The sequence below is a fragment of the Labilibaculum euxinicum genome (assembly GCF_009795715.1).
GTDB lineage: Bacteria > Bacteroidota > Bacteroidia > Bacteroidales > Marinifilaceae > Labilibaculum > Labilibaculum euxinus.
The window spans coordinates 247,662-267,136 of record NZ_WTCR01000003.1 but is presented as its reverse complement, the minus strand read 5'-3'; the positions used below and the strand labels follow the sequence as shown (position 1 = coordinate 267,136).

15 protein-coding genes and 1 CRISPR repeat array are annotated in these 19,475 nt (G+C 37.1%); of the genes, 5 read left to right on the top strand and 10 right to left on the bottom strand.

Annotated features, from left to right (window positions below; genetic code table 11):
• Positions 1–135 precede the first annotated feature (135 nt).
• Positions 136–1,014: an AraC family transcriptional regulator gene (locus tag GQR60_RS04985; protein WP_124991873.1), complete on the top strand. Its 879-nt coding sequence runs from the start codon at positions 136–138 to the stop codon at positions 1,012–1,014.
• Between the two features lie 2 nt (positions 1,015–1,016).
• Here the strand turns inward: GQR60_RS04985 and GQR60_RS04980 are convergent, their stop codons facing one another.
• The gene (locus GQR60_RS04980; RefSeq protein ID WP_124991872.1) at positions 1,017–1,889 is read right to left on the bottom strand and encodes a metallophosphoesterase family protein; all 873 of its coding nucleotides are present in this window, start codon (positions 1,887–1,889) and stop codon (positions 1,017–1,019) included.
• Positions 1,890–2,000: 111 nt separating this feature from the next.
• Between GQR60_RS04980 and GQR60_RS04975 the strand changes: the two genes are divergently transcribed.
• The 4 genes from GQR60_RS04975 (at position 2,001) to murB (ending at position 5,284) form a co-directional block, all read left to right on the top strand.
• Positions 2,001–2,339 carry a hypothetical protein gene (locus GQR60_RS04975; RefSeq protein ID WP_124991871.1) on the top strand — a complete coding sequence of 113 codons (339 nt, stop codon included), beginning with the start codon at positions 2,001–2,003 and terminating at the stop codon, positions 2,337–2,339.
• 100 nt (positions 2,340–2,439) lie between these two features.
• A complete protein-coding gene (locus GQR60_RS04970) occupies positions 2,440–2,985 on the top strand; it encodes a hypothetical protein (protein ID WP_124991870.1) in 546 nt (181 codons plus the stop codon).
• A 214-nt stretch (positions 2,986–3,199) separates the two neighbouring features.
• On the top strand, positions 3,200–4,225 hold the full coding sequence (locus tag GQR60_RS04965) for a threonine aldolase family protein (RefSeq protein ID WP_124991869.1): 1,026 nt from the start codon (positions 3,200–3,202) through the stop codon (positions 4,223–4,225).
• A gap of 45 nt (positions 4,226–4,270) precedes the next feature.
• Positions 4,271–5,284, top strand: a complete 1,014-nt coding sequence (gene murB / locus GQR60_RS04960) for a UDP-N-acetylmuramate dehydrogenase (protein WP_124991868.1) — start codon at positions 4,271–4,273, stop codon at positions 5,282–5,284.
• 398 nt (positions 5,285–5,682) lie between these two features.
• Here the strand turns inward: murB and GQR60_RS04955 are convergent, their stop codons facing one another.
• From GQR60_RS04955 to GQR60_RS04915, 9 genes are all read right to left on the bottom strand, one after another.
• Entirely contained in the window at positions 5,683–6,417 is a 735-nt protein-coding gene (locus GQR60_RS04955) for a DUF6261 family protein (protein ID WP_124991867.1), read from the bottom strand.
• Positions 6,418–7,164: 747 nt separating this feature from the next.
• Positions 7,165–7,533: direct repeats of the CRISPR family, unit length 36 nt; unit sequence GTTGTGTATACCCTTCAAAATAAGAGCAATTACAAC.
• A gap of 73 nt (positions 7,534–7,606) precedes the next feature.
• Positions 7,607–10,930, bottom strand: coding sequence for a type VI-B CRISPR-associated RNA-guided ribonuclease Cas13b (gene cas13b, locus GQR60_RS04950; protein WP_124991866.1), 3,324 nt, complete (start codon positions 10,928–10,930; stop codon positions 7,607–7,609).
• A gap of 4 nt (positions 10,931–10,934) precedes the next feature.
• The gene (gene csx27, locus GQR60_RS04945; protein WP_124991865.1) at positions 10,935–11,660 is read right to left on the bottom strand and encodes a type VI-B CRISPR accessory protein Csx27; all 726 of its coding nucleotides are present in this window, start codon (positions 11,658–11,660) and stop codon (positions 10,935–10,937) included.
• A gap of 1,262 nt (positions 11,661–12,922) precedes the next feature.
• Positions 12,923–14,149, bottom strand: coding sequence for a TraB/GumN family protein (locus GQR60_RS04940; RefSeq protein WP_124991864.1), 1,227 nt, complete (start codon positions 14,147–14,149; stop codon positions 12,923–12,925).
• A gap of 309 nt (positions 14,150–14,458) precedes the next feature.
• A complete protein-coding gene (locus GQR60_RS04935) occupies positions 14,459–15,448 on the bottom strand; it encodes an aldo/keto reductase (RefSeq protein WP_124991863.1) in 990 nt (329 codons plus the stop codon).
• A 195-nt stretch (positions 15,449–15,643) separates the two neighbouring features.
• Complete coding sequence (locus GQR60_RS04930; protein WP_124991862.1) at positions 15,644–16,537, bottom strand: helix-turn-helix domain-containing protein; 894 nt, start codon at positions 16,535–16,537, stop codon at positions 15,644–15,646.
• A 117-nt stretch (positions 16,538–16,654) separates the two neighbouring features.
• Complete coding sequence (locus tag GQR60_RS04925; RefSeq protein WP_124991861.1) at positions 16,655–17,128, bottom strand: HIT family protein; 474 nt, start codon at positions 17,126–17,128, stop codon at positions 16,655–16,657.
• Between the two features lie 141 nt (positions 17,129–17,269).
• Positions 17,270–18,199 (bottom strand): DMT family transporter, encoded by a 930-nt coding sequence (locus GQR60_RS04920; RefSeq protein ID WP_124991860.1) that lies wholly within the window; start codon positions 18,197–18,199, stop codon positions 17,270–17,272.
• Between the two features lie 333 nt (positions 18,200–18,532).
• The gene (locus GQR60_RS04915; RefSeq protein ID WP_124991859.1) at positions 18,533–19,402 is read right to left on the bottom strand and encodes an SDR family oxidoreductase; all 870 of its coding nucleotides are present in this window, start codon (positions 19,400–19,402) and stop codon (positions 18,533–18,535) included.
• Between the last annotated feature and the right edge of the window lie 73 nt (positions 19,403–19,475).

Here is a 19,475-nt window from a genome sequence, read left to right as displayed (position 1 = left end):
AGCAAAAGGCAATAATGCACAAGTACTGCTTTTAATGATATTAATTTGCAATTTGAATTTAACACAAAAAACAGCCGGTAATATATTAGCTTTTATTGAGTAAATATTAAACAGAGCAGTTAAAATAATACAACTATGTCGCTACTACTTGAAGAGATACCGATAAAAAATGAGCATTCGTTCCGATCTAAGATTGATGTTTTACCGCACATTGAAGTTCCGTGGCATCATCATCCCGAATTTGAATTGATCTACATTGAAAAAAGCAGAGGCACTTTGGTGGTTGGCGACTGTATTGACAATTTTAAAGATGGTGATTTGATATTTATTGGGCCCAACACTCCTCATGTAATGAAGAACGATGAGTCTTACTACCGAAAAGAAAATGATTTGCGGGCCATTGCCTGGGTCGTTCATTTCAAAGAGGATAGTTTTGGCAAAGAGTTCTTTCTATTGCCTGAAATGTATCGAATTAAGAAGTTCCTGACCAAATCGTTTCAGGGAGTGCGGATTGAAGGCAGTTCCAAATACAAGATCATTCAGCATTTAAAAACACTTCATTCATCGGAATTCGCCCAGCGGATTCTTGTACTGCTGCAGATATTGCAGGTTTTGGCTCTATCGGACGATCTGGAGTATCTGGCTTCGGATAATTTTGTGGAAACGTTCCAGCACAGAAACAATCAAAAACTGTATCAGATTTACGAATATGTAAGTAAAAACTTTCAGCAAAAAATAGAATTGGACAAAGCAGCTAAAATTGCCAACATGAGTAAAACTGCATTTTGCCGCTTCTTTAAAAGCAAAACAAATAAAACCTTTTCTGAATTCGTGAATGAGATGCGAATCAACTATGCAAAAAAGCTTCTTGCCGAAGGCAGGTTAACGGTGGCTCAGATTGCCTACGAATGCGGCTTCAACTGTCCCTCCTACTTCAACAAGACTTTTAAATCGGCTACCGGAAAATCACCTCTTCAGCTAAGAGGAAAAGGTCTGGAATCGTTCCAATCTTAAAATCAGAAGAGATCGCGGCAACATTCAAGCAATTCCATTGAATTGGCGTATGTTTTTTCGGCATCGATGAGCAGGTATTTCTTTTCCAAATCGCGTAAGCAGCCGGCACTGCTGCACAAGCGCAGTTTACGGGCTCCGATGGTTTCTGCTCCGTAATCAACACCAATGTGACCGCTGACCAGTGTTCTCATTGGTGAATTTTGGCGATCCGCACTTGCGAACTGCAGCAAATCATCAATCATTTTCAAATATTCATCTCCATACTGCCGTTCGTTCCCATTCATTAATACATCCCACAAATAATCCCCTTCGGCAGTATTCATAAAATGGGAGCTAATCTGCGGATTATAGGTGTGAATACTTTCAATATGTGCAGTAAATTCTCCTTCGTGAGAATACTGCCTGAACCAATTCAAATCAAACTCTTTGGTACGCGCATAACGATCGGAACTACCGGTATGGTTCACCAAAACGCCTCCTTCGGTTCTCAGCAGAAAGGGCATATCCATAAAAAAGCGTACCACCTCTTCCCTGTTCTTCCGAATCCGGTTCTCGAACCAGGAGGTAAACTCCAGATTGCCCCGATGCAGAGGAATATGATAGATGTGAACCATCTCATGATTGCCCAACAAACAAATCACATCGCTTCCCTTTTGGTTTGCGCCCATTTTAATGAGCTCCTGAATCATTTCCAGAGATTCATCTTTTTGCTTTCCGGGATAAGCATGAATTAAATCGCCCAGAAAAACCAGATAATCCGCTTTCCCTTCGCTTTTTAATTTTCCATACACCCTCAAAATCTGCCGAAAATCAAATCCATTTCCATGCAAATCAGACACAATCATTAATCGCCCGTACTGAATATCACAAATCATTTTTACTTATCTTTATAATTCAAAGCTTTAATCTGCAAAAGTTCTAAAATTGTTATAAATTATATTTGCAAACTTACAATTACATTCAGGTAAAATTAAAATTTTTTAGATATGCTTGAAAAATTACTGAAAAACCCCGAAAAATATTTTTGGTCGATAAATAACGACGGCGATCTCGTTTTGGGAAATGCCGATCTTGGACTGAAAGCAAAACTCACGTTAACCTTAACCAATAAATGGATCAATCTGGCTCCTTTGGTTGAACGCAGTCCGGGAAATTACATCGGACAATCGGAAACCTTCATGAAAAATACAAAAGAATACGAGCTGGTTGCTGAACTTTACAAACTAATTAAAGCCCAGTTAAAAGAACCTACGCTAATAGAAAGAGAGAAAACCACTAAGAATACATATGCTTTTCTACTCAAATATTATAAAGAAAATAAATAATACCGATTGAATAAATCAGCGGGCTGCATTTCGCCATGCTCAACATTGCTTCCTGTTTGTTCGATCGGCATTCTACATATTTTGATTTTAAAACGGCATAATGATCAGATCAATTATAACTGCAGTATTTCTTAGCATTATCATCATCCAGCAAACAGCAGCACAAAATCCAGATAAATTAAAATCAGGAGATCTTTTCCCCGAAATAAAAGGGGAATTGTTGTCCTCTAAAATGGTCACTCTTCCCGATCATTGCAAAGGAAAAGTGAGCGTTTTAATCATTGCATTTAAAAGAGGTACTCAAGCCCAAGTTGACACCTGGACCAAACCACTCATGAAAGAATTCAGCATCCGCAACGATTTTCGTTTTATTGAAGTGCCCATGATCAGTAACTTTTACTCTTGGCTGTCGCATTATATCGACAATGGAATGCGGGGCGGCATTGCCAAACCAATGCACAAAAATGTAATGACTTATTATGGCCCTTTGGACAGCTATTACGACTACTTCGATGTTCAGGACAAAAAGCTGTGTTACCTTTTCCTTTTGGATAAAGAAGGTAGAATTCAGTTCCTTACCAAAGGCGAAGCCAAACCCGAAGAGCTATCTGTTTTACTTCAAAAAATAAAAATTCTTTTAAAATAGATTATCAGATTTTAGATAAGAGATATCAGACTGATTTACAAGACGCTTGTTCCCATTTTCTTTCTGCCGAAACACCCATCGGGAAAATCGCTCAGAGAATTAAGCAGAAGCAAAACATTCGTATTTTAAATGGCAGTACAGCATTTTCAAACTTTTTATCGAAATATTTAATGAATAAAGTTTACTTTTAATGCTTCGATAAAAAAGCATAGAAATGAATAAAAGAGGATTTGCAAGCGATAATTTTTCAGGAATATTGCCAGAGGTAATGGAGGCTATTCAGAATTCGAACCAAGGTCATGTAATGGCTTACGGCGGAGATCCGTACACAGCTGCCGCAATTGAAAAGTTCAAAACCCTGTTTGGAAACAATATTGATGTATACTTTGCCTTCAACGGAACCGGAGCCAATGTTATTAGTCTTTCAACATTAACCCAATCCTATCATTCCATTATTTGTCCGGCAACGGCTCACATTCAGGTTGACGAGTGCGGTGCCCCGGATAAATTTACAGGATGTAAAGTTATTCCTATTGAAACACCCGACGGCAAAATATCGCCCGAATTAATTCTCCCGCATTTGCACGGATTTGGTTTTGAGCATCACTCCCAGCCAAAAATGATTTCGATTACTCAATGTACCGAACTGGGAACCGTTTATACGCCCGAAGAAGTGAAAGCCATCTGCGATTTGGCACATGCCAACAACATGTACGTTCATATGGACGGCGCACGACTGGCAAACGCTGTTGTAAGTCTGGATGTTGATGTAAAAGAATTTACCACCCTTGCCGGTGTTGATGTACTCAGTTTTGGCGGTACCAAAAACGGCATGATGCTGGGCGAAGCAGTCATCTTTTTTAATCCGGAACTATCGAAAGAAGCCAAATACGTTCGTAAACAAAGCATGCAGCTTTGTTCTAAAATGAGATACATCGGTGCACAGTTCGATGCCATGCTCACCAACGGATTGTGGCTGAAAACAGCCCGTCATGCCAACAAAATGGCCAAACTGCTCGAACAGGAAGTCCTAAAAATAGATCAGATAAAAATTACCCAAAAGGTTCAGGCCAACGGTATTTGGGCACTTGTCCCTAAAAATAAAATTGAACAACTTCAGAAAGAATACTTTTTTTGGGTTTGGGATGAACATGCAGGCGAAGTGCGCTGGCTGTGCTCTTTCGACACCACCGAAGATGATATTCTTGGTTTTGTAAAACTTCTTAAACAGACTCTTTAATTCCATTCACCAATAACTGATTACTGCTCACTGAAAACTGATAACATGGCCTCTCTTCGTAAAAACGTTTCCTTAAAAGATTATAACACATTTGGCATAGAAGCCAATGCCAGATATTTTTTCGAATTTGATACTGTCGAAGAAATTCAAGACTTTTTAAGCAAGAATGATATTCTTAACATTCAGTATTTACTGCTGGGCGGCGGCAGCAACCTTCTGTTTACCGAAGACTTTAACGGCCTGGTGATTCATCCAAAGGTGAAGGGAATAAAAATTATTGAAGAAGATGACGATTCGGTTTTGGTGCAGGTGGGTGCCAACGAAGATTGGGATGAATTTGTAGCCTGGAGTGTTGAAAATCATTTATCGGGTATCGAAAATCTGTCCCTGATTCCGGGTGTGGTTGGTGCAGCTCCCATTCAAAATATAGGAGCCTATGGTGTTGAGGTAAAAGACGTGATTGAAAGCGTGGAAGCCATATCCATTGAGAGCAACAAAAAAGTAACTTTCAGCAATGCGCACTGCGAATTCGACTATAGGTACAGTGTTTTTAAAAACGAATACAAAAATCAATTCATCATTACCCACGTTAACTTCCGATTCAGCAAACAGGCCGAATTTAAAGTTCATTACGGCGCCATTGCCCGGGAACTGGAAGCTTACGATGAAGTGAATCTGAAAAATATCCGCGAGGTAATCATCAAAATCCGCGAAAGCAAACTGCCCGACCCAAAAGTACTGGGCAATGCAGGCAGTTTTTTCAAAAACCCTGTGGTTGCCAAGGCTGAAGCCGATGCGCTAAAAGCAAAGCACGAAGGCATGCCTGTTTATGAGCTAAACGAAACACAAAGCAAACTGGCCGCCGGCTGGCTGATTGAACAATGCGGCTGGAAAGGCAAACAAATAGGCGATGCCGGTGTTCACAAAGATCAGGCACTGGTGATTGTGAATCTTGGACATGCAAAAGGATCTGAAATACTCGAATTGGCCAACGAAATCAGAAAATCGGTGCTCTATAAATTTGGTGTGAAGCTGGAAATGGAAGTAAATGCGGTATAATCAGCCCAATGTGATGATGAAAAGTAATACCGCATTTTTTTTTCGATCGCCGCAGCTCAATAAATAAGAGAAACAATATAATATTGTATCAGTCTTGTCCTAATTGATTTTAGTAATTGGGCTTTCCGCCCAAACGCGACATCTTTTCTTGTCTTGAAACAAGAAACGAAGCAAAGAAATTCAAGGCTGCTTTTTAAAAAACTTCCTTATTTAACTCAAATCTAAGTGTGGCCGGGCGATCTTCGAACAAGTTCTCAGCTTCCCGGTCTTACTAAAGATTTGAACTAAAGCGAAAGCCCTTAAAAAAAGATGCCAATTAAAAACACATAAAAAAACCCCTTCGGACAATTGTTCAAAGGGGTTTGCTTCAGTTTGTATGTAGTTGCAAGTAATTCTCTTTAGTTCAATTTTAAATCTACTTTTTCCTTTTTGCGCTTTAAAGCAGCCATACGGTCGCGCAGCTTGTTATTGCCGGTTTCAATTAATGTACTTACCACATCGGCAAAAGGCTTGTATTTTGCAGGATTTACCTTCGCCATTGCGCCTAAATAACCCAACAACTCATTGTTAATAATGTTCTTCAATTCCTGGGCAACAACCGATGCCGATTTGGTATTTTCCCGTTCGTTTTTGTCTTCGATTAATTTGGATGCTGAAACATCAAAACCGGCCTGCGATTGCTCCAAATTATCCATCAATTGTTTTAAATCAGGTATTGCCTGAACATGTTCCTCCAATTCGGGCGCATTTAAATCGCTCAACATGGCCCGCACTCCAACACTTTCTATGCTGTACGATTCTTCGGCGATTTTTATCCCGTAACGATTCAAAATTTCATTTATATGCAAAGCCTTTTCCTGAGCAGCACTTGGGCGGCGCATGCATTTGGCTTTTACTTCATAAAAAATGGCGCGCAGATCCAAATCACGTGCCTCATCCTTATCCTTTAATTCACTATTCAACCAACCCGCATTAACCTTCCCAATTAACTCGTTCGACATCCCGGTTAATTTTTCGAGTGTGATGCTGTAGTATGCATCTTCTGTTATGGGATATTTTTTACTTAATTCTATTATGCCTTGACAGGCTTCTACAACTTCATTGGTAATTGCATTTGCATGTATTTTTTTCATCTCTGTTTGGGTTTGGTTAAAAATTGAAAGCTAAAATTATTCATAATATTTTAAAAAACAAACATAAACCAATAAATTATGGATGAATACACAAACACAAAAGGCCTATGTTAGCAGATTAAAATAGAAAACAATCAACAACACCAGTCAAAATAGACTAAAACTACCACCCTATTTAAACTATTTTATCAGATTAACAGATAATTAATAACTAATTAAAACAAACTTTTATAAACTCCTCAGATAAACAACTCCATATTTTATTTAACCAATTGATATTTACTCCTAACACAAATTCATATTAACCATTTTTTTCGTTGGACGGGATATCTGAAACTCATGGAAGGCATTTTTTCCACTGGACGGAATATCTGAAACTCATAGAAGCCATCTTTTCCGTTGGACGGAATATCTGAAACTCATAGAAGACTTCTTTTCCGCTGGACGGAATATCTGAAACTCATGGAAGACATCTTTTCCACTGGACGGAATATCTGAAACTCATAGAAGACATTTTTTCCACTGGACGGGATATCTGAAACTCATGGAAGACATTTTTTCCGCTGGACGGGATATCTGAAACTCATAGAAGACTTCTTTTCCGTTGGACAAGAAAAAAGGCCGGACTGAGGGCCTGGCCTTTTCAAAATAGCTACTGCATGAATTTCCTAACATTCAATAGTTGTTGTGTGTCCTCTTCCAAATAAAATATTTACAATCCCCGGGCTAAAGCACGGGGCAATGGATGTTGTGTATACCCTTCAAAATAAGAGCAATTACAACTAAAAAAATTAGGAGGAAGTGTAAAAGGAGGTTGTGTATACCCTTCAAAATAAGAGCAATTACAACACACCCAGAAAAATAATCTATACATCAGATTTGTTGTGTATACCCTTCAAAATAAGAGCAATTACAACTAATTCACAGGAGTATCAACTTGAAGCCGTTGTTGTGTATACCCTTCAAAATAAGAGCAATTACAACATTATTCTTTCAGTTTTTTCATGTTTAGGTGTTGTGTATACCCTTCAAAATAAGAGCAATTACAACACAATGGTAAATAGATACGGATACACATGGGTTGTGTATACCCTTCAAAATAAGAGCAATTACAACCTAGGTTTTATAAATGCCTTATTTGCAAAGGATAAACCGTTTTTTGCCGGGCAAAAAACGGAAGTATTTTCTACTATATAGCTAGTATGGCGTCAATTTTCTCATTGTAACGTTCTGCTATTTGTTGGGCAAAATTACTATTGTCCCACCGGGCAACAAACAAACTCATCGTTCTTTTTTGAGGGAATAAATTGTGCGAAAAACAATTCCGAACCCCATTTAAAAACAAAAATTCGTTTTCGTTTATTACCCCCTCTTTTGTAAGCCACTGCAAATAGGCTTTGTGCGGAATGTGTCCGTTTTTACAATCCTCATCTATAAAATTATCGGCACGATTGTTTGCAAGCAGCTTTTTTTCAAGTTCAAATGCCGCATCTAGAACCTTTTGTTTGGCTGCATTATAGGCCTCCAATTCGTTTTTAAGATTGGGCAATGGTATTTCGTTTTCTTCAAAATACTCGAACAACTCGGGCAAACGCCGGTCGAAAACATATTTATGAAGCATACTGAAATCTTTGCGCTTACGCCGATCAACAATTGTTTTTGTTATTTCGGCATTATTCTCAAAATACAATTTTCCGGTAACTAGTTCCTTTACGGTAATAATCTTGTTTAAAAGCGTATCTATCTGGTTCAGTTTTAAGTTCAAATCCTGATTGGGAGTCATCAGTTTTTCGAGCATCAGAAGCATTATCCGATCTTCTTCCTGCAGCAAACGAATTTGCTTTTCGGAATTCGAAATGCTTCGCTTAAACACTTTTTCTACCTGACTGAACTTAATATCCGGCAAACTTCGGTCGGTTCTTTGTTCTATTCTTCTTGCATTTCGTTTTGCTCTAAAGGCTTTTTTTACACTATCGGAATAAAAATCGGCAAACATGGCATTCTCCTGCAGTTTAAAATTCACTTTCTCATCAAAAATAAAATACTCCCTTTCGGCATTGTAAAAGCTTTGTGTGCTGTCGCCGCGCTTTTTCCACCAAATTTTAAAAAGCTCGTTGTATTTGGCCTCTGCAGGATACTCCACTGCGTGCGCTTCCAAATTATTTTGCAGCAAACGAGTTAGGGTTTCATCGAACAGGTTGGTTGGTAAATTGATCGGCGCTTTACCATCCCCTTTTACCTTTCCCTTTGTTACATTATACAGCCATTCATCCAGATTGTAGTTAGTTTTCTCTTTTAGCTGACGCAGTGTAAAAGGAACATTAGATAGATTAAATGGAATTCTTACCGTAGTAGATTCTTTACCTTTTTTATCATCCCATGCTAAATCGTAGAAGGTAGTATTCATCCATGAATCATCATTATAAGCATTCCTTTTCACTTTTTCCTGCAGGTATTTTGCATACAAGTCTTGCAAATAATTTAAGTTCTTAAAGCGAATATTTTTCAGGAAAGGATGTCCTCCAATATCATTAAGCATTAACTCTTTACTGATGAGATCAATAAACAGCGTTTTTTTTTCGGGATCGGCAAATAAGGCCAAACACTCCTGCATTTTATCGTAATAAAAAGAAGTGATTTTTTTCTTTTTATCGGTACTGATTACCATATCAACAATATCCTTTGCCAGAAAAGTAGCCATTTCGCCAATTTTTGGGATTTTCCCCTTTCCGGTTTTGGTAAATTTCTGATACGCCTTTAAGCGATCCATACCCTCTCGCTTCATTCGTTTAATCCTTTCGGAAATGGCTCGGTTCTCATCAATATCAACAATACACAACCAGTAATCTAAAATGCGTGTTGGTATTTGTTTGTGATTTAAATTGTATTGTGCCAGCACCTCATCCAAGGTTTTTTTACGTTTTCTTAAATAAGCCAATGCATTTGGCTTGTAGGCAGGATCTTTTTTCGAATCCGATCTTTTATTGAATTCGTTCCAGTCGTTTGGCAATTTCGCCTTCACCTCATCAATAAACTGCTTGTTGGTAATTTTACTGTTGCAGGCCAAAATAAAATCGTTGATCAATTCTTCCGGTTTTCCTTTCTTCAGGTGTTCCAATACAATAATTTTGGGCAGCTCGTGTAAGCTAAGAAAGGCTTCGGGCAAAGCTTGCTTAAGGTTTTTCTTAATTTTCGATTCAGAATTCGGCCTATTGATTATTATCGATTTCGCACTATTGGTGTGCAAACCTATCTTATTGTTTTTTGTGCTGTAAAAGGGTGCGTATTGCTCAAAGCCCAACGAATTCCCGTCTTTGTCAATCTGTTTTAAGACTTCTGCCTCTTCTTCAAAATCGTTTAACTTTCCAAATGCTTTCACATTTTGCACAATGCTTCGTGGGTACAATTCATTATTAACGGGCTTTTCGTATTCGTCAATCAATAGTTTCCCCAGATTAACCTGGAAACGCAATTTGCTAAAGATATCTGTTTCGTCGATAAATTTTAATGCAAAATAAGAGAAGCGGTTGCTGTGTCTTATTTTTCGTGTAAGTGCCTCAATGTACTTGTCGTAATCTTCAATAGCAGCCTTGTCGTTCGTGCTGTTATCCAACAAATTTTCAAGTTTCAGGCTATCCAAACCTGGCTTGAATGCTTTCCTTTCCTCATCGGTAATTACGCTGTACAGTTCTTTAGGGCATCGGTTCAGGGTATTGATTATATCCAGTGTGAGTGCCTGCTTTTTATCTTCGCTTACAAACCGATCGTGCGGAAGTTTAACACAAAAGGCCATTAATACCTCTCGTGTGGCAATAAAACTATTGAACTGAGTTCCTTTTAAGCCTTTAATTTTTCCAATAAACTGAAACGCATGTTCCCGCTCTAAAAACATGGAGATTAAAAAAACAAAACCATCAGTCGTTATTGTGTTATCCTGATTTACAAGCACACGTTCTTTGGCAGGTTCAAAATCTTCATCGTTTAAAACGCCGTTGAACCTTTCCTTTGTATATTCAATAGCCCGTGCAAAATTAAGCCTAAGAAATTCGGCCGCTTCTCCCGAAATTGTCGTTTTTCTTTTATCCCCATTTGCTATGGAATAGTAATGAGAGTAATCGTTTCTGAACTCTTGAATTTCGCTAAACAAACATCGTAGAGAAGCTGTCATTGCAGCAAAGTCTTTTCCTGCATTCCTATTATTCAGGTCGCCGGTTCTTTCCTGTTTTGGAAGACTCTCAAAGTCGAAGACCTTTACTATTGGCAGAAACTTAACTGCAATAGAATGAGCCAAATTCCAGTTGAGATGCTTTCTGTTGTTAGTGCATAAAAAACTATCCAGTATTTTTTCTTCATCGGAAAGAGTTGGCAGTTTAATTTTATGAGCAACCGAATTGTTAATACTAAAAATATTTAACCGTGCCATATTCAGATAGCCGCCAAAATACTGCGGATCGTTTTCCACTGTTTTGTACACATTTAAGCCTTTATGCTCTGTTTTTTCGATTGTTTCCATAGCACTAAATTTGTTTTAGGTGAGTAAAATAAGCCCAATACATTTTCATGACCATTCGTTTGCGATACCATTGGGCAAGCTGTGCCGAAACAAAAAGAATAAAGAACAATAATCCACCCAAGCAGAGTGCGGTAAATATATCCGGCTTGTTTAAATGGAGAGAAGTAATAAAATGCAAGGCAAACAAAAATACCTCCAGAAAGAGAAGCAGAATGCAGGCCAGAGCTGTTTGCCGAAAGAAAAAATAAAAGCTTTGAAAGGTTTTAGGGTGTTCTATTTTAGCATGATGCTCCAATTCGTAATACATGCGGTCGTAAAACTCATCCTGTAAAACATCCATTTTTTTCTGTTGATATGCTGCAAGATTATCGAAATTGGCTTTACTAAAAAAGATGTTTTTTCCGTACCATTCTTTTGCTTTCTCATTTAAAGTTTCATTCATCAGTTTGTGAAGAAACTCCATTTTTAAATAAAGAACAGCAACCGGTTTGTACATTCCCAAAAACCAATTGTACCATTTCTGTTGTACTAAATAGAAATTTACAGCGTAAAGCGTGGCTCCAATTATAAGTACTAAACACAATGTGATGCCAATGTTTACCTGCCAATTAAGCGCTCCGAAGAATGCAGGTGCAAATCCATAAAGATTACTTATGACATTACAAAAAAACAAAAAGAGTACTCCGGGCAGCAGCAGCCCTAACAAATCGTAAAGTGAAAACTTTCCCATCCTATTTATTGTTTGATTTAACTTCGGCTTTCAGCGGAATATCTATTCTACAGCATAACCAATTGTGAATCCGAATCTACAAAACAATAATTAGTTAACAAAATAAACAATAGCGAATAAAAAAGAAATTGCTAAAACGCTGGCAGATCTTTGGCGCTGTCAGGAGTTTTAGCAATTGGTGAATGTAAAGTTGGGGGAGCAAGTAAAATGTTCAAACAGCTTGTCAATGATAATTTTGTTTTTGTGGAGAATACCATGTGAATAGATACTCTTAGCAACTCAAGTTATCTATTTTATGTGGCTAAAGCCTGTTTTTAAATTTCATGTTATCAGTTGCTTAAAAGCAAAGCAATAAATGTTTTGTTTCAGCATCATTTTACTCCTTCAATAGTCTTCATTTCTTGTTATCAATTGCCTGAAGGCAATTACAATAAATGCTTGGCTTTTAGCAAGAATACTCTCTTATTTTATCTATCGCAGTTCGGCTTTAGCCAACTGGATTTAAAATATTCCAATCTTTTGCTTTAGCATCATTTTTACTCCTTCAACAATCTTCATTTCTTGTTATCAATTGCCTGAAGGCTATTACAATAAATGCTTGGCTTTTAGCAAGAACACTTTCTTATTTTATCTATTGCAGTTCGGCTTTAGCCAACTGGATTTAAAATATTTCAATCTTTTGCTTTAGCAACATTTTTACTCCTTCAACAATCTTCATTTCTTGTTTTCAGTTGCCTGAAGGCTATTACAACAGACACCTGACTTTTAGCAGGAAATCCTTTATAATTTCATCTATTGCAGTTTGGCTTTAGCCAACTGGATTTAAAATATTCCAATCCTTTGCTTTAGCTTCATTTTTACTCCTTCAACAATCTTCATTTCTTGTTATCAATTGCCTGAAGGCTATTACAACAGACACCTGACTTTTAGCAGGAAATCCTTTATAATTTCATCTATTGCAGTTCGGCTTTAGCCAACTGGATTTAAAATATTTCAATCTTTTGCTTTAGCATCATTTTTACTCCTTCAACAATCTTTATTTCTTGTTATCAATTGCCTGAAGGCTATTACAATAAATGCTTGGCTTTTAGCAAGAATACTCTCTTATTTTATCTATTGCAGTTCGGCTTTAGCCAACTGGATTTAAAATATTTCAATCTTTTGCTTTAGCATCATTTTTACTCCTTCCGCCCTAATCTTTTCTTGTTATCATTACCAAAACATTATTTAGAAGACTGATTTTATAAGCCTGGCTATGGCAGTTATTTTTTGTTTATTCCGAATGGCTCTGTAGGTTTCGAATTTCTTACAACAATTGCTGTTTGAAAAAAATCTGTTGTATTCCAGTCTAAGTCTCTATTAACTATCAAAAACGGATTGCTTTTAAAAGGTGAATTATTATGAGTGAGGTCGTAAACAAAAATTGAATTTTTGGGTGTTACATTTCTTAATTCCTTAACCTTCTCCTTCGTACCCGTAACCCAATTATCATCATTTTGTAAATTCAGATTGTAATAAAGTTTTTTCTTAGACTTTGTAATCTTTAAAAGACCTGGTATCCATTTCTCTGAAATCATGCATTTGCTGTCAAAATAAAAAATCCGATACGTATAAACCTTCTTTTTTAATGCATCCTTTAAATTAGCAGCAAACCAGCGAACTCCATCGGTTGGTTCTTGAAGTGTATGTGAATAGCCCCATACTCCAATCATTTTTTGATTCTTTAAATGAAGCTGAGATTCTAATTTCTTATAATTATCAAAAATACAGGAATCTCTTACTTTATCCCAACCAATATCAGATGCTGTATGAATTGCTGAGCTATAATTTAATATATTTTCCAAATGATACCTGTATTCAAATAAGTCTTCACTTCCGTAGCTTTTATTCTTCGATTCCTCATACAATTTTTTAATGTACCTAATATTCTCCTGATTCGAATTTATATTGTTGCCGATAGAATCCAATTTAGCATCAGCTTCGCCATACTTCTCTTTAATTTCAATAAGTCTGCATACAGTATTGCTTATGCCACCTGCAGGAATATCTACCCCCACGTATAAAATTTTATTTTCACTTTGCCTGTTAAGGTTTATGAGTTTTTTGTAAAAATCATATTTCTCTTTACACCACGCAGGTGACGACTTGGTTTTATCTATTAATCCCTTTAAACTTGTAGTATCTTCGTTTAACAAGTAAGAGTTCAACTTTTGAGATGTGGCCCAGTCCATTTCTGCCAATAAATAAGTGAAGTCAGTTCTGCTTTTATATTCTTTTATCAGCTTGTAAGCAACTTTATAGTTATCATTAAAACCATGTGTCTCACCAATAAAAACTATATTATATTTTTCAACAACACTGTCAGGAATTAATTGCTCCTGTAAGCTAAACTCTTGTTTCACAAGATTTAAATAATCAACAATACTATCCTGCGCTTTGCAGTTTATAGTCAGTAAGTAGATTGAAAGAAAAAGAATTAGTTGTTTCATATTCGCTTATTTAGTTCAGACTAATGTAAAAGTATTTTTACCTTTTCGGTTTTAAAATTAACAAAACATTATTTAAAAGACTTATTTCATTTCTCAGAATAGTTCCAAATAAAGGGTAAAAAGGAATTATCCATTGCAGTTTGGCTTTAGCCAACTGGATTAAAAATATTCCAACTAAATGTGATAAACTCGAATTAAAAGTTTGCCAATACTCCGGGAAGTCTTCGGTGCAGTTTCGTTTTTGCAGGCATAAAAAAGACCGGGCATGATGCCCGGTCTGCAATTTTCATTCAGCGCTTCGCTTTTCGCTTAATCCTTATCTACCAATTTCATAGCTGCTTCGGTATAACGCTCGCCGGTATTGGGATACTTTGCAATAATGGCTTCAATTTCCGCCACTTCGTTTGCTGTAAACTCAATATCTGCAGCCTTGGCGTTTAAATCAAGGTATTTGCGTTTTTTTGTTCCCGGAATCGGAATGATGTTATCGCCTTTCGCCATCAGCCATGCCAATGCCAGCTGGGCAGTATTGATGCTCTTGCCGTAAGCGAATTCATCCAGTGCCTTCATCAGGTTCTGATTGTTGATTAAATGTTCTCCCTGAAAGCGGGGTAAGTTCAAACGGATATCATTTGATGCAATATTATCCACATTAAAATTCTCGGTAAACATTCCTCTTCCCAAAGGTGAATAGGGAACAAATGTGATGCCCATTTCTGTAATTTCGGGCAGTACTTTCTTCTCTACATCTCTTGTTAAAAGTGAGTATTCACTTTGCAATGCCGAAATGGGATGTACTGCGTTTGCTTTTTTGATATTGGTAATGGATGCTTCTGAAAGTCCCAGATAACGCACTTTTCCCTCCTTTACAAGTTCTGCCATTGCTCCTACTGTTTCCTCAATCGGTACGTTCGGATCAACCCGGTGGGCATAATACAAGTCGATGGTTTCGATGCCCAATCGCTGCAGACTTAATTCCACAGCCTTGCGCATATATTTGGGTGAGCCGTCAAAACTACTGGCCAGCAAATTTTCCCCGCCATACTTAAACCCGAATTTAGTGGCTATAAATATCTTGTCCCGGTTTGGTTTCAGTACTTTTGAAATAAGTTTTTCATTCGCTCCTCCACCATAAAAATCGGCAGTGTCCCAAAAATTAATCCCTAATTCCAATGCTTTGTGCAAAGTGGCGATACTTTCCTCATCATTTCTTTCGCCGTAAACATGCGACATCCCCATACAGCCCAATCCTATGGCAGAAAGCTGTTCTTCTGTTTTTCCTAATGTTTTGTATTTCATCTGTTTATAATTTTAAGTTTTTATCGGATAGCCTGTCCCGAGCTTATTTCGGGAGAACTTACCATATAATCATCTCCTGTGTGTCGCAATTGCATGTCATGAATGTTTCATACCAATTGTTTAAATAATTACACAACAAAATTAATGATCCTGTTTCAATGGAAACAAGAGGAATCAAACCAAAAATTATAAAATTCAAACAATCTGCAATCTCGCTTCCTTTGGCGTTATCCCGGTTGCTTTTTTGAAAAAATTATTGAAATAAGCAGCATATTCAAAGCCCAGACAATAGGCAATTTCGGCAACAGGCCAATCGGTATGAACCAGCAATTCGCTTGCCTCGATAATAATACGGCCTGCAATGTGTTCAGTAGTTGTTTTTCCTGTAACCTCTTTTACTGCTCTGTTAAGATGGTTGGTGTGCACGGAAAGCTGACAGGCATAATCATTCGCCGATTTTAGTTTCAATTGATTCTGCATCGAATCAATAGGAAACTGGCGCTCCAGCAATTCCATGAACAGTGACGTAATACGGGTGGCTGCATTCTGCGTTTGCTCGTAGTTTTTTGCGGGTTCCATCCTAAGTGCATAATGAACAATCAGATGAAGATAATTGCGAAGCACATCCTGCTTGTGAATGTACGAACCTTCATTTTCCACCATCATTTTCCGATACAAATCAGCAATTTCCTTCACGGCATTTTCATCAGGAAAATAAACCTTATCGTGTCCCAGCTGAAACATTGGAAGATCCGTAAGCAGCTCATCCCGTTGTTTTACAAAGAATTCATTAAAAATACAGAACCATCCCGTCTGCTCTTTGGAGATATTCTGCCAGTTATAGGGAATCAACGGATTCGAAAACAATAAAGCAGGCCTGTCTATGTAAATGCTTTTATCTGCATAATCGAGCCTTCCTTCGCCCAATATCAAAGTTATTTTATAGTAATCTCTTCTTGAATAAGTGAGCGGTCCCGTACAGGCCGACCGTTCAAAAACATTAATATGGGGCCTGCTTAAAACCAGCTCCTGATCGGGCTTGTACTTTATTCTGTTGTAAAATTCGTTTAAATCTTCTCTCTTTTCCATGAAGCCAAATTACAAAATTCAAACAAAACAAACGGGCATGAATTTCGCTTTTTTTTTATTTTCATCATTTATAAAGGATGTAATCAGGCTTGTGGCAATCCGTCTCCGACTGAAGTTTTAAATCACCGACCGATCGGAACCAGCCGTGGTTTTCAGAGCATTCAGCAGCTTTTCTTTTAGTTCTGATAACTCCTGATCGTTTGGCCTGGTTTCTTCTGCATTTATTATTTTACTGTCCATCGTCCAAATCGGTTTCAAAGGGTTGGGATCGTCTTCATATCTGGGAATAATATGCCAGTGCAGGTGAGAATATGCATTTCCCAACATTTCGTAGTTTATTTTTTTGGGTTGAAAAGCCAGATGAACAGCCTCGGCAACGTCACTCATTTCCTTTAAAAATTTCATCTTAAACTCGTCGTCTAATTGATACAGCTCAGTTTTATGTTGTTTACAAAGCAATAAAACGTAGCCCTTAAAGAATTGAAAATCGCCCAAAACAACATAACCTGTTTCCAATTCAGCCACAAAGTATGGGTTTTCATGATTTAGAATTTTTGAAATTCTTTCACAAACAAGGCATTTATGGTGCATATTTTAAAATTTATGAATGAATAATTCTCGGTTATAAAGGACAGCCGAGTTTCCCTGCATTTTTTAACGAAGATAGCTGAAAAGAAACATTTTGCAGGATCAATTTTGATGTTAATCTGATATAGCTCTCCTATTAAAACATTAAGCTCTCCTTAGTCTGCGGGGAGTTAATTTGATAAAAAGCATTCGGTAGTTTGGTTTCTTATTGTTTTGCATCACCATAAAAACAGAAGTCAATATGAGAAGAATGGCCAAAGAACTTTTTAAGTCCATTACATCATTAAATACAAACACTCCTACCATAACTCCGGTAAGAGGTTCAAGTGTTGACAGAAGAGACGCATTCCCCGGACCGGTATGTTTCATGCCCATATAGAATAAAACAACCGACAAAAAAGTAGACCAAAAGCTAAGATTTACGATATAAAATATGGACAGAATACCAGGATTTGTGTTGATATTATTTGTGAAGAAGCATTTGCCAAAGAACAAAATTGCAGAGATGCCAAAAATCCAAAAAGCAACGCTGTAGGGCGAAATTTTCCTTAATTCGGGATTGGCCATGCACAAAATGTAGATGGCGTAAAATAAACCTGACACCAAAGCCCATAAAACACCTGTTGCATTAATTGCTGCACCACCACCTAAGGATAACAAGGCAATGCCAACAATTGATAAGAAGAGAGCCGTTAATTTTTTCAGTGTAAATTTCTCTTTGTAGACGATGCCTGCAAAAACAATGGTGATAATGGGGTACACAAAATGAAGTGTGCTTGCCAATCCCGACGAAATATACTGATAGGATAAAAAAAGTGTGTAGGTGGTCATCATGGTTCCTACAAATGCGAGAATCAGCAGCAGAAAAAATTGTTTTTTATTGATTCGGATACTAATCTTTTTGTAGATACAAAACAAACCAATCAGCACAAATGCAAAACTGAATCTGTACAACAACAGGTTACTCACATCAAAACCTTCGGCATAGGTTTTAATGGCAAAAAAAGGCAGCAGTCCAAAAAATACTGCTGATAAAAGTACCATAATGGTTCCTTTTGTCTGTGTTCCAATCATTGCTCTCAATTCAATTTACTTTGTTGCAATGATAATAAATCCTTTGATACAAAATGTGAGACGCAACTCTTATTTTTCAAGCCGGTTGCGTTTAATTATGCAAAGCTTTCTCTTCCGGCATTCCTCTTCCACTGATCCTGAATTTACAGATATAGAATTCACGGTTTATGGAACGTAAATATTCGGTCAGCAAAAAAAAGAGGATGTCCGAAAAGTTCAGTTTTAATTTGATTGGTGAACTTAAGTGCTGTAATAATCCCCCCCTTCCTTTCCGCTTTTAGAAAATGAAGGAGGTTTTAATTTTTCATGAATCAAAAAAACCTGCCAGTGCTATTACAAATTAAAAGCTTCTTTAAGGAACATTCTTAAATCCGTTTGTTCCCGTCCCAAAATACTCTCTAAAGTACCGTCAGCCATATTAAAATCATTATTCTTAATTCCTTTGGCAAACAAAACGGACATCAATACAATTTCTTCGGGCAAACCAAATTGCTTTAACATATCTTCAAATGCATCATCTTCCGGACTGGTGTAATTTACTTTTTTGCCTGACAATGTGGTAAGTTCAGCAGCAATATCCGCAAATGAATAGGTTTTTGATGCCGTTAAGTGATAGGTTTTGTTTTCGTGTCCTTCACCTGCCAAAATAATTGCAATAGCTTCTCCCAAATCTTTTCTGACAGCAAAAGGCACTTTACCCTCACCTGCAGGAAAGAAAATACCTGTTTTCAAAACATCTTCACCTACAAACATTGGAATCACCTCTGCATACAAACTATTTTGCAAAAAAGTAAATGAAAGCCCGCTTGCTTTTATGTAATCTTCTGTTTGAAAATGATCCTGAAGCAATGGCTGTAAAGGAGATGCTGCAATATCTTTCAATGCAACACCTGTATATAAGATATGTTTCACTCCTGCTTGTTTAGCAGCATCAACCACATTTTTATGCTGACCGATTCTATCATTAAAATCACTTGATGAGATTAGCAAAACTTTATCTATACCCTTCATCGCATTATTTAATGAATGGATATCCTGGTAACTTCCGATATTAACAGTTACACCTTTTGCTTTTAAAGCCTGTGCTTTGGATTCATCCCGAACTAAAATTGAAATTTGACCGGCGGAAACTTTTTTAAGTAGATTTTCAACTACAATATTTCCCAAATGTCCTGTTGCGCCAGTTACTAAAATTTTTTCCATCTTATATTTTATTTAAACTTACTATATAAAAGTTTTATACTTACTTTTGTATAGCAAAGATATATTAGTTTGT